We start from the raw sequence: 14009 nt of genomic DNA, 5'->3' as shown, positions 1-14009 counted from the left end.
CTTAAAATCAGATTTCCAGCACTTTGGGCTGTTGGGCGGAGTGCGGATGCTCGGAACCAGAGTACACCTTGAGCTTCTTGATCATGGCGTAACCCAGCGGACCCTTCGGCAGCATGCCTTTGACGGCTTTCTCCAGAACGCGTTCCGGGAACTGGTTTTGCAGTTCGGTGAAAGTGCGTTCGTAGATACCGCCCGGGTAGCCGGAGTGACGGTAGTACTTCTTGTCTTGGGCCTTGGTACCGGTCACGCGCAGTTTTTCGACGTTCACCACAACGATGAAGTCGCCGGTATCTACGTGCGGAGTGAATTCCGGCTTGTGTTTGCCACGCAGGCGGCGGGCGATTTCGGCAGCCAGGCGACCCAGCACCTTATCGGCGGCGTCGACCACGTACCACTCGCGCTTTACCTCATGCGGCTTGGCAGAAAAGGTCTTCATGGAACTCTTCCATCGTAATTCTTGAAAGTTACGGATTTTAGAGCAATGGCCGGGTCGCTGTCAAACCCTTGTGACACAACAGATTTCCGGAGGGCGGGAAACTGTGCGAGGCGTGGTAAATATGGTCAAAAAAAAAAGCGCAACGCTGCTGCGTGTTGCGCCAAGTTCCACCTTTGAGAAGGAGGATGGAGGAGACAACATCAGGGTGCCACAGTGCGTAACGCCCTGATGCAATACCGATTATCAGTATCCCACCGGGATTAGGCAAGCAATTTTTGTGCACTGCACGATAAATGATGTGCGCCAATGAGACACCCTTGCCACAGCAAGGCGAAACGGGCGCCGCCGGCGCCCGTTTCATCGGCAAATCAGCGATTTACAGCTTGATCGCCGCGTCCAGCGCCACTTCCATCATGTCGCGGAAAGAGGTCTGGCGCTCCTCAGCGCTGGTGGCTTCGCCGGTCGGAATAATGTCCGACACGGTCAGGATGCCGGCAGCGCGGGCGCCGTACTGGGCCGCCACGGCGTAGATGCCGGCCAGCTCCATCTCGATCACATTGACCTGCATCTTGGAGAGCACGTCCAGCATGTTCGGCTGCACGCCGTAGAACAAGTCGGCGGAGAACACATTGCCGACGGTCACTTTCTTGCCCTGCTCCGCGGCGGTGTCCACCAGGGTGCGCAGCAGGGTGTAGTCGGCGATGGCGGCGTAGTCGTGATCGTTGAAACGCATGCGGTTCACCTTGCTGTCGGTGGACGCGCCCATGGCGATGAACAGCTCGCGCAGCTTGATGTTGGGCGTCACCGCGCCGCAGGAGCCAATGCGGATGATGTTCTTGACGCCGTAGTCCTTGATCAGCTCCGTGGTGTAGATGCTGGCGGACGGGATGCCCATGCCGTGGGCCATCACCGACAGGCGCTTGCCCTTGTAGGTGCCGGTGTAACCGAACACATTGCGCACATTGGTCACCTGCTCCGCGCCTTCCAGGAAGGTTTCGGCGATCATCTGGGCGCGCAGCGGATCGCCCGGCATCAGTACGGTTTCGGCGAAAGCGCCATCCTTGGCGTTGATATGCGGGGTAGCCATTGAAAGTCTCCTCTAAGCGATATGCAATAGTCTGGCGGCAGCCCGTGATCCGGGCCGCTCAAATGCGGTGAGCGGGCCGCCAAGCGGCCCGCAGGTAGGACTCAGTCCAGGAAGGACGTGCCGTAATCCATGGCAGGCAGGCCAAGATGGCTGGCCACGCTCTGACCGATGTCGGCAAAGGTGGTTCGCTCGCCCACGCTGCCCGGCTTGACCGACTTGCCGTAGCACAACACCGGGATGTGCTCGCGGGTGTGGTCGGTGCCCGGCCAGGTCGGATCGCAGCCGTGGTCGGCCGACAGGATCAGGATATCGTCGTCGCCGAGCGCGTTCATCACCTCGGGCAGGCGCGCGTCGAACTCTTCCAGCGCCGCGGCGTAGCCGGCAGTATTGCGGCGATGGCCGTAGCTGGAGTCGAAATCGACGAAGTTGGCCATGATGATGGCCGGCTTGTCCCGATGCTGATGCATGGCGGTCAGCGTAGCGTCCCACAGCTGGTCAAAGCCGGTGGCCTTGTGCTTGTGGGTGATGCCGACATGCGCGTAGATGTCGGCGATCTTGCCGATCGACACCACGTCGCCGCCGGCGTCGGCCAGCTTTTTCAGGACGGTCGGCGCCGGGGGCTCCACCGCCAGGTCCTTGCGGTTGCCGGTGCGGGCAAACTTGCCCTTGCCCTCGCCGATGAACGGACGGGCGATCACGCGGCCGATATTGTACGGCTCCAGCAGCTCGCGGGTGATCTTGCACAGCTCGTACAGCCGGTCCAGGCCAAAGGTCTCTTCATGGCAGGCGATCTGGAACACCGAGTCGGCCGAGGTGTAGAAGATCGGCTTGCCGGTCTGCATGTGCTCTTCGCCCAGGCGGTCCAGAATCTCGGTGCCGGAGGCGTGGCAGTTGCCCAGATAGCCCGGCAGGCCAGCCTTCTCGACGATGGCGTCCAGCAATGCCTGCGGGAAGCTGTTGTCGTGATCGCTGAAATAGCCCCAGTCGAACAGCACCGGCACGCCGGCGATTTCCCAGTGGCCGGACGGGGTGTCCTTGCCGCTGGAGATTTCGCGGGCGTAGCCGTAGGCCGCCAGCGGCGCGGCCGGGTCCATCCCTTCCGGGAAGTAGCCGGACGACAGCTGGCAGGCATGCGCCAGGCCCATCTTGGACAGATTGGGCAGCTTCAGCGGACCGCTGCGGCCCACGTCGGCGCGGCCGGCGGCCGCTTCCATGGCGATGTGGCCGAGCGTGTTGCTGCCGGCGTCGCCAAACTTGTCGGCGTCCGCCGCGGCGCCTATGCCCAGCGAATCGAGAATAATGATAATTGCGCGTTTCATGCTGCCTCCCTGGCCTTATTCGCCACGGATGATCTGGTAAACCTGCGGCAGCGTGGCCGGCGCGATTTCATCGATGCGGATGGCTGCCTTGACCCGACGCGCCGCGTCTTCGAAGCTCGCCTCGTCGGCGGCGTGGATCATCATCAGCGGGGTGTCCTTGCTGATATTTTGGCCCAGTTCGACGAACTGCGACAGTCCTACGCGGAAATCCAGCTCATCGCTGGCCAGACGGCGGCCGCCGCCCAGCGCGCAAACGGCCATGCCGATGCCGCGGGTATCCATCGCGCCGACGAAACCGGCCTTATCGGCGAATACCGGACGCACGATGGGCGCCGGCGCCAGATGGCGGTCGTAGTTTTCCAGGAAGTCGGCCGGGCCGCCCAGCGCGGTCACCATGCGGCCGAAGATCTCGGCGGCGCGGCCGGAATCCAGCGCGGCCTGCAGCTTGGCGCGGGCATCGGCCTCGTCGCTGGCCAGCTTGCCGCCGATCAGCATCTGCGCGCACAGCGCCATGGTCACTTCGTGCAGGCGAGGGTTGCGCTCGTCGCCCTTCAGGTAGCGCACGGCTTCGCGGGTTTCGATGCTGTTGCCGGCGGTGGAGGCCAAGGGCTGGCTCATCTCGGTGATCAGCGCGGTGGTGGCCACGCCGGCGCCGTTGCCTACCTTGACGATGCGTTCGGCCAGTTCGATGGACTTCTGCATGGTCGGCATGAAGGCGCCGCTGCCGGCCTTGACGTCCATCACCAGCACGTCCAGGCCCGCCGCCAGCTTCTTGGATAGGATGGAAGCGGTGATCAGGGCGATGGATTCGACGGTGGCGGTGACATCGCGGGTGGCGTAGAAGCGGCGGTCGGCCGGCGCCAGGTCGGAAGTCTGGCCGATGATGGCCACGCCGACTTCTTTCACCACCTTGCGGAACAGCTCCGGGTCCGGGAACGGGTTATAGCCCGGCACCGCCGACAGCTTGTCCAGCGTGCCGCCGGTGTGGCCCAGGCCGCGGCCGGAAATCATGGGCACGAAGCCGCCGCAGGCGGCGACCATGGGCCCGAGCATCAGCGACACCACGTCGCCGACGCCGCCGGTGGAGTGCTTGTCCACGATGGGGCCGGGCAGGTTCAAGTCCTTCCAGTGCATGCGACGGCCGGAATCGCGCATGGCCAGCGCCAAGTGGACGTTCTCTTCCAGCTCCATGCCGTTGAAGTAGATGGCCATCGCCAGCGCGGCGATCTGGCTGTCCGCCACGCTGTTGTCGGTGATGCCGGCAACGAATTGTTGAATGTCTTGCTGCGACAGCATCACGCCGTCGCGTTTTTTGCGAATGATTTCCTGCGGCAAAAACATGGCATTCTCCCTGCCTGATACCCACTGCGCTGCAGAATGAAACGGCAATGGGCGATGCGGCCGGGAAATCGCCCGGCCAGAGTGCGGTACCCCCGCGAATTCCTAAATAATCAGTAGCCGCTGCTCGGCTTGGCGACGCCGCCGGCGATCTCGATCTGCAGATTGGCCAGCAGGCTGGACGCGCCGAAGCGGAAGTGCGCGGCCGTCACCCAAGCATCGCCCAGCAGGCGGCCGGCCAGGTCAAGGTACTGCGCGGCCTCGGCCGCGCTCTTCACGCCGCCGGCAGCCTTGAAGCCGCACTTGCCGCCGGTTTCCTTGATCACGTTCAGCATCACGTCCGCCGCTTCCAGCGTGGCGTTGACCGGCACCTTGCCGGTGGAAGTCTTGATGAAATCGGCGCCGGCGCGGATGGAAATCTCGCTGGCGGCGCGGATCAGCGCCGGGTCTTTCAGCTCGCCGCTTTCGATGATGACTTTCAGCAATTTGTCGCCGCAGGCCTCTTTGCAGGCCTTGACCAGTTCGAAGCCGATATCACGGTTGCCGGCCATCAGCGCGCGGTACGGGAACACCACGTCCACTTCGTCCGCGCCGTAGGCGATGGCGGCGCGCGTCTCGGCCACGGCGATGGCGACGTCGTCATTGCCATGCGGGAAGTTGGTGACGGTGGCCACCAGCACTTCCGGGCAACCGGCCTCGCGCAGCGTTTTCTTGGCGATGGGCACGAAGCGCGGAAACACGCACACGGCGGCCACGGTGCCGTCCTGGCTCTTGGCTTTCTGACACAGCGCGATCACCTTGGCGTCGGTATCGTCGTCGTTGAGGGTGGTCAGGTCCATCAGGGACAGCGCGCGGCGCGCGGCTTCAATCAATGCAGACATGGTCATTCTCTCTAGAAAGGCATCGCTCGGCCCCGGCTAGCCCCCGTCGACATGACGGCGTTTTGTCCGAGCCACTGGATGCGATTATGAAAATTTCTTCACGTGAAAGCAAATCGCGAATCGCGCGGACTTGCTTAAACGCAAACCGGCGGCCTTGGCGCGAGCATCATCTAAAAAACCAAACCGGCTGAAACGCCCGCCACGCGGTCCTTTCAGCCGGCTTCCTTTACTGTTTGGCTTACACCCGGCGCGCTTCCTGCACGCCGGACAACTCCATCAAACGAGACAACACGCGGCTGATATCCTGCACCTGCCTCACTTCCACCGTCAGCCGCAGCCGGCTGCGATGGTCGCGCGCCAGCGTATTGACGCCGATCAGGTTCAGCTTCTCGCGCGACAAAACATCGGACAGATCGCGCAGCAGGCCAGGCCGGTCCATCGAGATCACCTCGATGTCTATCGGGAACACGCTGTTTTTCTGGTCGCCCCACTCCGCCGCGATCAAACGCTCCGGCACTTCCTGCGACAGCTTTTTCAGCGTGATGCAGCTGCTGCGGTGGATGGAGATGCCGCGGCCCTTGGTCACAAAGCCCATCACCTGGTCCGGCGGCGCCGGCTTGCAGCACTTGGCCAGCACCGTCATCAGGTTGTCCACGCCCTCGATCAGCACGCCGCCAGCATCGTGGCCGCCCTTGCTGGCCTTGACCAGGCTTTCCGGCAGCACTTCCACCGCCGGCGGCGGCGCGAAGCTGGTGATGGCGTTGCTGACGGCGCGCATGGTCAGTTCGCCATGCCCCAGCGCGCCGTAGACTTCGTCGAGCTTGTCGTAGCCGAGCTTCTCCGCCAGCTGCTGCAGATTGGGCTGAATGTGCGGCCGCCGCGCCAGCTCGCGCTCGAACAGCGCCTTGCCGGTCTCGCGCACGGTGTCGGCGTTTTGCAGCCGGATGTACTGGCGGATCTTGGAGATGGCGCGATGGCTCTTCACCCAGCCGTCGTGCAGCCAGTTGACCGACGGGCCGCCTTCCTTGGCCGCCAGGATTTCCACGCGCTGGCCGTTCTGCAGCGGCGTGGACAGGGGCACGATCTGCCCTTCCACCTTGGCGCCGCGGCAGCGGTTGCCCAGGCCGGAATGAATCGCGTAGGCAAAATCGATCGGCGTGGCGCCCTGCGGCAGCGCCAGCACCTTGCCCTGCGGCGTCAGCACGTAGATGGTGTCGGCGAACAGCTCGGTCTTGAACGCCTCGGCCAGGCCTTCGCGGTCCGACATCTCCTCGCGCCAATCCAGCAGCTGGCGCAGCCAGGAGATTTTCTCCTCGTAAGCCGCGTCGCCCTTGCCGCCTTCCTTGTAGCGCCAGTGCGCCGCCACGCCGAATTCGGCATGCTCGTGCATCTCGAAGGTGCGGATCTGCACCTCCAGCGCTTTGTCCTCGGGGCCGATCACCGCGGTGTGCAGGCTGCGATAGTTATTGGCCTTGGGATGGGAGATGTAGTCGTCGAACTCGCCGCGTATCGGCTGCCACATGCCGTGGATGATGCCGAGCGCGGTGTAGCAGTCCGGCAGTTTGTCCACCAGGATGCGCACCGCGCGGATGTCGTAAAGCTCGGAGAAGTCGAGCTTTTTCTTCTTCATCTTCTTCCAGATGGAATAGATGTGCTTGGGCCGGCCGGCCACTTCGGCCTTGACGCCGGCCTTGCTCAATTCTTCGCGCAGGACGTTCAGCACGCGCTCGATATAGTCGATGCGCTCCAGCCGCCGCTCGTCTAGCAACTTGGCGATCTTCTTGTAGGTGTCGGGCTCGGTGTGGCGGAGGCCCAAGTCCTCCAGCTCCCACTTGATCTGCCATACGCCCAGCCGGTTGGCCAAGGGCGCGAACAGCTCCAGCGTCTCGCCGGCGATGCGGCGGCGCACCGCCTCGTCAGCCACATTGGCCAGGTAATGCATGGTTTGCGTGCGCCAGGCCAGCTTGATCAGCACCACGCGGATGTCCGCCACCATCGCCAACAGCATCTTGCGCATGGTTTCGGCCTGGCGCGCGCAGTCTTCCGGCGTGGCCATCTTGTCGATGCGGGCGAATTCGGTGATGCGGCGCACGCCGCCGACGCCGTCCACCAGCATGGCCACGGTGGGATTGAAGGTTTCCGTCAGCCACTGCTGCCATTCCGGGTGGTAATCCGGCGCGGAGAACAGCAGCGTCGCCGCGATGGCGTCCGGCAACAGGTGCAGGTCGGCTACGATGGCCGCGGCGGCCACCGCATGGCTGAACAGGTCTTCGCCGGTGGAGGGGACGGTCTTGCCGGCATACATCTGACGGGCGGCCTCGAAGGCGCGGGCCAGCAGGGCGCCGTCCTCCGCGGGATAAGCGGCGGACAAGCGCTCCAGCCAGCGCGCCGGATCGGCGGCGTCGGCCAGGGTATCGGCAACGGTGCGGACTACGGAAACCATATCTGTCTATCTGGACGGACCTGCCGTCTTAGCCACGGCCGGGCGGGCCCGGCCATCGGATTTGCCACATGGGCGGGATGCGCCCCGCCCTCTTCAAACTTGCGCCAGCCTCAACAGCAAGCGGCGAACCGGCGCCGGCACGCCGGCGTCCACCGCCTGATCGATGTCCAGCCACTGGCCATCGGCCTCGGCGACGCCCGCGGCCCTAAACTGGTCTATGCGGACCGGCTGCGGCGTGATGATCAGGCGAAAATGCGTAAACACATGCTCCAGCTCCGGCCAGGCGGGCAGCATATCGCCCTCGCCCGCAGCGCGCAGCCAGTCTTCGATCTCGAACGTGGTGGCGAACTCCGGCAAAGACAACAGTCCGCCCCAAATGCCTGTCGGCGGACGGCGCCGCAGCCATACCTGATTGCCGCGCTGCGCCAGCAACATCACGGTTTGCCGGGTCGGCACCGCTTTCTTCGGCCGCGGCGTCGGCAACTCGCCGGTGCGCCCGTCGCGCGCCGCCACGCAGCCATCCACCATGGGGCAGACGGTGCAGGCCGGCTTGCCGCGGCTGCATACCGTGGCGCCCAGATCCATCAAGCCCTGCACATACGGGCCGATGTCGGCGGCGTCGCGCGGCAGTATCTGCTCCGCCAGCGCCCACATCCGCTTCTCCACCGTCTTTTCGCCGGGGAAGCCCTCCACGCCGAAACAACGGGCCAGCACCCGCTTGACGTTGCCGTCCAGTATGGTTTCGCGGCGGCCAAAGGCGAAGGCGGAGATCGCGGCGGCGGTGGATCGTCCCACGCCCGGCAGCCGCTCCAGCTGTTCGCGCTCGGCCGGGAAGACGCCGCCGAATTCGCCCATCACCATTCGCGCCGCCTTGTGCAGATTGCGCGCACGGCTGTAGTAGCCCAAACCGCTCCATTGCGCCAGCACGTCGTCCACCGGCGCGGCCGCCAAGGCCGCCACATCCGGGAAACGGGCCAGGAAACGCGGGTAGTAGTCGAGCACGCTCTTGACCTGCGTCTGCTGCAGCATGATCTCTGACAACCATACGCGGTAGGGGTCGCTAACCTGCCAGGGCAGATCGTGGCGGCCGTGCCGCCGCTGCCAGGCCACCAGTCGGGGGGCGAAACTGCTGTGCAACATCGCGATCCAGTATCCAATCGAACCGGTTATGGTAACGGAAAGCCGCAGCGTCACCAAGCAGGCGGAGGCCAAATGCGGTAAAATTAAAAGATTACTTATTTAGTTGTTCAATTCGAGGTCGTTTCAATGTCCAGTTTCCGCTCCCGCCAACGCGCCAGCCAGCGCCGCGATCAAACCAGCCGCGAACGCGCGGCCAACTCGCCGGCAGGCGGAAACCAGCCGCCGCGGGATGGCGAAAAGCCGCCGCGCGCGCCGTACTCCGGCCCGCGCCCCGGCGCGGCCAAGCCGGACTGGCAGCCGCGTCAGGACGACCGCCGCTTCGACAAGCGCGGCCCGCGCCCGGAACAAGGGCGGGACAAGCGTTTCGACCGACCGGCCGGCAAGCCGGACTGGCAGCCGCGCCAGGACGACCGCCGCTTCGACAAGCGCGGCCCGCGCCCGGAGCAAGGACAGGACAAGCGTTTCGACCGCCCCGCCGGCAAACCGGACTGGCAGCCGCGCCAAGACGACCGCCGCTTCGACAAACGCCCGCCGGAAGCCGGCCAGGAGCGCCGTTACGACCGCGACCGAGGTCCGTCCAGCCGCAAACCGCTGCCGGAAGGCGCGGAGCGCGCGCCGGACTTCCGCCGCGACGGCCCCGCTCAGGACAAGCGCTACAGCCGTGACCGCGGCCCCTCCGGCCGCAAGCCGCTGCACACCGAAGACGCGGCGCCGCGTCCGTTCAAGCCGCGCGCCGAGGGCGAAACGCATCAGGCCAAATGGCAAGACCGCGCCCCGCGCGAAGACCGCATGCCGCGCGACGAAAACGCCCCGCGCAAGCTGTTCTCCAAACGCGAGGACGGCGAACGCGACAACCGCTTCCGCCGCGACGACAAGCCGCAATGGCAGGATCGCGCCCCGCGCGAAGACCGCCCGCCGCGCGATGACAACGCCCCGCGCAAGCTGTTCTCCAAGCGCGAGGACGGCGAACGCGACAACCGTTTCCGCCGCGACGACAAGCCGCAATGGCACGATCGCGCCCCGCGCGAAGACCGCCCGGCTCGCGACGAAAATGCCCCGCGCAAGATGTTCTCCAAGCGCGAGGACGGCGAACGCGACAACCGCTTCCGTCGCGACGACAAGCCGCAGTGGCAGGATCGCGCCCCGCGCGAAGACCGCCCGGCTCGCGAACAGCACGCTCCGCGCAAGCTGTTTTCCAAGACGGGAGAAGAGGCGCGCGACAACCGCTTCCGCGACGAAGCGCGCGGCCTTCAGCCGCTGAAGGACAACCACCGCCTGGACAACCCGCAACGCCGCTTCGAGCAGCGCTCGTTTGACCGCCAGCAAGAGCAGGAGCAGGCGCCGCGCATCGAACGCAGCATCACCGGCCGCCTGGACAGCAGATTGTCGCTGTTCGCGCCTTGCCCGCGCGGCCTGGAGCAGGTGTTGGCCGATGAACTGCTGGCCCTGGGGGCTGGCGACATCGCGGCCGCCGACGGCGGCGTGGCCTTTGCCGGCGACGCGCGCCTGATGATGGCGGCCAACCTGCATTGCCGCACCGCCAGCCGCATCCTGCTGCGCCTGGCCCACGGCGGCTACCATGCCGAGCAGGACATCTACCGGCTGGCGATGGGCGTGGACTGGCCGCGCTGGTTCGATGTATCGCGCACCATCAAGCTGAAGGCCGACGGCATCGCCGCCCGCGTCAAGAGCCTGGACTACATCGCGCTGACGGTGAAGGACGCCATCTGCGACCGCTTCCGCCAAGCGCAGCTGGGCCGCCCCAGCGTGGACACCCGCAATCCGGACGTCCGCATCAATGTCTTCCTGACCGCCGACACCGCCACCGTTTACCTGGACACCAGCGGCGAGCCGCTGTTCAAGCGCGGCTGGCGCGAGGAAACCGGCGAGGCGCCGCTGCGCGAAAACCTGGCCGCCGGCATTTTGCTGCTGGCCGGCTATGACGGCAGCCAGGCGCTGCTGGACCCGCTGTGCGGCAGCGGCACCTTCCTGGTGGAAGCCGCCGACATCGCGCTGAACCGCGCGCCGGGCCGCAGCCGCCGCTTCGGATTCGAGGCGCTGTCGAGCTTCGATTCCGCGTCATGGGAAAAACTGCAGCTGGACGCGCGCAAGGCCGAGCTGCCGGCGGCATCGTTGCCCATCCGCGGCTCGGACCGTTCGCAAGCCATGGTCAACATCGCCCGCGCCAATCTGGAACGCGCCGGCCTGGGCGACCTGGTGGAAGTGAAGGCGGCCGACGTGGCGGACACCCGTCCGCATGCCGAACACGGCCTGATCGTCACCAATCCGCCGTATGGCGTGCGGCTGGAAGAACAGGATCAGCTGGCTACCTGGTATCCGGAACTGGGCGACTGGCTGAAGGCCCACTTCGCCGGCTGGACCGCCTGCCTGTTCAGCGGCGACCTGCGCCTGGGCAAGCTGATCCGCCTGGCGCCGAAGCGCCGCACCCCGCTGTTCAACGGCTCGCTGCAATGCCGGCTGTTCGTGATCAATATGGTGGAGGGCAGCGCGCGCAAGCAGAAGGACGGCGAAGAAGCCGCCGACGTTGAAAGCGGCGACGACGAGCAGTAAGCCACAACCGTTTCAGCCACGAAACCCGCGAAACCCACGAAAAACACGAAACAACAGGCACTCCGCCGATATTTTTCCGTGTCGTTCCGTGGGTTTCATGGCGCGAATCACGATGCTGAGCGCCGCAGCACAGCACCATCTTTTTACTACGAGACGCACTAAAAACACGAAACAACAGGCACTCCGCCGATATTTTTTCGTGTCGTTTCGTGGGTTTCGTGGCGCGAATCACGATGCTGCGCGCCGCAGCACAGCACCATCTTTTTACCACGGGACGCACGAAAAACACGAAACAACAGGCACTCCACCGATATTTTTTCGTGTCGTTTCGTGGGTTTCGTGGCAAATAATGAAGTTGGACAAATCATGTGCCGCCGCTCGCCGGAACCCCATCGGCATGCGATAATCGCCGGCTGCTCCACCCACCTGGCAATACCCATGCAAACCTCCTTCCTGTCCGCCACCATCCTGCTGATCCTGATCACCGACCCGCTGGGCAATATTCCGCTGTTCATCGCCGCGTTGAAGCAGGTCAAGCCGGAGCGCCGCAAACGGGTGGTCTACCGCGAATGCCTGATCGCCTTCCTGGTGCTGACCATCTTCATGCTGTTCGGCCGCAACTTCCTGGACTTGATGCACCTGACCGACGAATCCATGCGCATCGCCGGCGGCGTGATCCTGTTCCTGATCGCCATCAAGATGATCTTCCCCGGCGAGGGCAGCGTGTTCGGCGGCGACAAAATGAGCGGCGAACCCTTCATCGTGCCGATCGCCATTCCGCTGATCGCCGGCCCGTCCGCCATGGCCACTGTGCTTCTGCTGTCCACCCGCGAGCCGGGCCGCATGCTGGAATGGATGGGCGCGCTGACCATCTGCATGCTGGTCACCACCGTGGTCTTCCTGTTCTCCAGCCGTCTGCAGAAGTTGCTGGGCGAACAGGCCATCACCGCGCTGGAACGCCTGATGGGCCTGGTGCTGACCGCCATCTCTGTCGAGATGCTGCTCAGCGGTTTCGCGTCCTACTGGAAGCAGCTGCACTAAGCAATACCGATTTCGCCACGAAACCCACTATAGAGCCGCTAACGAAACCTCGTTAGAGAACCTGAGCCAAGGCGCGCCGACGCAGACAGTACTTGAGTACGGCAAGGAGGCGCAACGCAGGATCAGGGGTTTTGTTAGCGGGTCTAAAAACACGAAGGCCTCTCGCAGCTCACCACAATCCAAGCTCCCTTGTTTCGTGTCTTTCGTGGAGTTCGTGGCAAATGGCTTTTTATCATGCAAAGCAGATATCGCATCAGGGTTATCCCGGATAGGGATATCGCCTATGCCCCCAGCTGACGACAGTTGTTAGCATCGGATTCAAATGGACCGATAGAGTCCGCATCCGAAGCAACCAACGCCAGTCGGGAGAACCATGCAAACCAAAACCCCATTCTTTTCGCGCCTGTACGTGCAGGTGCTGATCGCCATCGCGCTGGGCGTCACGCTCGGCGCCGTCGCGCCGGACCTCGGCGCCAAGATGAAACCGCTGGGCGACGCCTTCATCAAGCTGATCAAGATGATGATCGCGCCGATTATCTTCGCCACCGTCGTCGTCGGCATCGCCAAGATGGGCGACATGAAGGAAGTGGGCCGCGTCGGCGTCAAGGCGCTGTTCTACTTCGAGGCCGTCACCACGCTGGCGCTGGTGATCGGCCTGATCGTGGTCAACCTGCTGCAGCCCGGCGCCGGCCTCAATATCGACCCGCACACCCTGCACGCCAAGGACATCGCCAAGTACACCGCCGGCGCCAAGGAAATGAACACGGTAGACTTCCTGCTGCACATCATTCCGGATACCGTCGTCGGCGCCTTCGCCAGCGGCGAAATCCTGCAGGTGCTGACCTTCTCCGTGCTGCTGGGCCTGGCCCTGACCAAGATGGGCGACAACGGCAAGACCATCGTCCACATCCTGGACGAGTTCTCGCACGCGCTGTTCGGCGTGATCAATATGCTGATGAAGCTGGCTCCGATCGGTGCCTTCGGCGCGATGGCCTTCACCATCGGCAAATACGGCATAGGCTCGCTGAAGCAGCTGGGCTTTTTGATGGCCTGCGTGTATCTGACCTGCTTCGCCTTCGTCTTCATCGTGCTGGGTGCCATCGCCCGCTTCTCCGGCTTCAGCCTGTGGCGCTTCCTGGTCTACATCAAGGAAGAAATCCTGCTGGTGCTGGGCACCTCGTCGTCGGAATCCGCGCTGCCGGGCATCATGAAGAAGCTGGAAAACCTGGGCTGCGCCAAGCCGGTGGTCGGCATGGTAGTGCCCACCGGCTACTCGTTCAACCTGGACGGCACTTCCATCTATCTGACCATGGCGGCGATCTTCATCGCCCAGGCCACCAATGTGAACCTGACGCTGGGCGAGGAGCTGGCCATCATCGGCGTGCTGCTGCTGACCTCCAAGGGGGCGGCTGCAGTGACCGGCGGCGGCTTCATCACGCTGGCCGCCACGCTGGCCACGCTGGGCGGCAAGCTGCCGGTGGAAGGCCTGGCGCTGCTGATCGGCATCGACCGCTTCATGTCCGAAGCGCGCGCCATCACCAATCTGATCGGCAACGGCGTCGCCACCGTGGTGATTGCCAAGTGGGAAAAAGCGCTGGACGTTGAGCAAATGAACCGTGTCTTGGCCGGCGACCAGCCATCCGAGCCGCCGCCGCAACCGCGCGAGCAGCCGGCGCCGCAACTGAGCTAAACGCAACACCCCACCCCCGCCAAGGCGGGGGTTTTTGTTGGCATTAGAATCAATGCTTGATTT

At 64.3% G+C, this 14009-nt stretch carries 11 protein-coding genes; 3 read left to right on the top strand and 8 right to left on the bottom strand.

The genetic code is table 11. From position 1 onward, the window contains the following. Nucleotides 1–7: 7 nt before the first annotated feature. The 7 genes from rplM to mutY all read right to left on the bottom strand — a co-directional run bounded on the left by rplM (nucleotide 8) and on the right by mutY (nucleotide 8641). The gene (gene rplM, locus JHD59_RS03040; RefSeq protein WP_043621694.1) at nucleotides 8–436 is read right to left on the bottom strand and encodes a 50S ribosomal protein L13; all 429 of its coding nucleotides are present in this window, start codon (nucleotides 434–436) and stop codon (nucleotides 8–10) included. A 376-nt stretch (nucleotides 437–812) separates the two neighbouring features. Next, nucleotides 813–1523, bottom strand: coding sequence for a purine-nucleoside phosphorylase (gene deoD, locus JHD59_RS03035; RefSeq protein WP_103320898.1), 711 nt, complete (start codon nucleotides 1521–1523; stop codon nucleotides 813–815). Nucleotides 1524–1624: 101 nt separating this feature from the next. Beyond that, nucleotides 1625–2842: a phosphopentomutase gene (locus JHD59_RS03030; protein ID WP_199153102.1), complete on the bottom strand. Its 1218-nt coding sequence runs from the start codon at nucleotides 2840–2842 to the stop codon at nucleotides 1625–1627. A gap of 15 nt (nucleotides 2843–2857) precedes the next feature. Next, nucleotides 2858–4183 (bottom strand): thymidine phosphorylase, encoded by a 1326-nt coding sequence (gene deoA / locus JHD59_RS03025; protein ID WP_199153101.1) that lies wholly within the window; start codon nucleotides 4181–4183, stop codon nucleotides 2858–2860. 110 nt (nucleotides 4184–4293) lie between these two features. Next, the gene (deoC, locus tag JHD59_RS03020; protein WP_199153100.1) at nucleotides 4294–5061 is read right to left on the bottom strand and encodes a deoxyribose-phosphate aldolase; all 768 of its coding nucleotides are present in this window, start codon (nucleotides 5059–5061) and stop codon (nucleotides 4294–4296) included. Between the two features lie 238 nt (nucleotides 5062–5299). Beyond that, nucleotides 5300–7504: a bifunctional (p)ppGpp synthetase/guanosine-3',5'-bis(diphosphate) 3'-pyrophosphohydrolase gene (locus JHD59_RS03015; protein WP_199153099.1), complete on the bottom strand. Its 2205-nt coding sequence runs from the start codon at nucleotides 7502–7504 to the stop codon at nucleotides 5300–5302. Between the two features lie 93 nt (nucleotides 7505–7597). Then, the gene (gene mutY, locus JHD59_RS03010) at nucleotides 7598–8641 is read right to left on the bottom strand and encodes an A/G-specific adenine glycosylase (RefSeq protein WP_199153188.1); all 1044 of its coding nucleotides are present in this window, start codon (nucleotides 8639–8641) and stop codon (nucleotides 7598–7600) included. Nucleotides 8642–8770: 129 nt separating this feature from the next. Between mutY and JHD59_RS23285 the strand changes: the two genes are divergently transcribed. After that, nucleotides 8771–11215, top strand: coding sequence for a THUMP domain-containing protein (locus tag JHD59_RS23285; RefSeq protein WP_368671515.1), 2445 nt, complete (start codon nucleotides 8771–8773; stop codon nucleotides 11213–11215). 158 nt (nucleotides 11216–11373) lie between these two features. Here the strand turns inward: JHD59_RS23285 and JHD59_RS03000 are convergent, their stop codons facing one another. Next, nucleotides 11374–11655, bottom strand: coding sequence for a hypothetical protein (locus tag JHD59_RS03000; RefSeq protein ID WP_199153098.1), 282 nt, complete (start codon nucleotides 11653–11655; stop codon nucleotides 11374–11376). On the opposite strand from JHD59_RS03000, the gene JHD59_RS02995 reads away from it, so the two are divergent. Beyond that, nucleotides 11654–12256, top strand: a complete 603-nt coding sequence (locus tag JHD59_RS02995; RefSeq protein ID WP_043621679.1) for a MarC family protein — start codon at nucleotides 11654–11656, stop codon at nucleotides 12254–12256. The two genes, JHD59_RS03000 and JHD59_RS02995, sit on opposite strands and share 2 nt — an antisense overlap. Before the next feature lie 373 nt (nucleotides 12257–12629). Next, nucleotides 12630–13946, top strand: coding sequence for a dicarboxylate/amino acid:cation symporter (locus JHD59_RS02990; protein WP_103320902.1), 1317 nt, complete (start codon nucleotides 12630–12632; stop codon nucleotides 13944–13946). Nucleotides 13947–14009: the final 63 nt, after the last annotated feature.

This window comes from Chromobacterium sp. ASV23, from assembly GCF_016428945.1.
Taxonomy (GTDB): Bacteria; Pseudomonadota; Gammaproteobacteria; order Burkholderiales; family Chromobacteriaceae; genus Chromobacterium; species Chromobacterium sinusclupearum.
The sequence above is the reverse complement of the archived record's forward strand: the minus strand, read 5'-3'. Positions and strand labels throughout refer to the sequence as shown.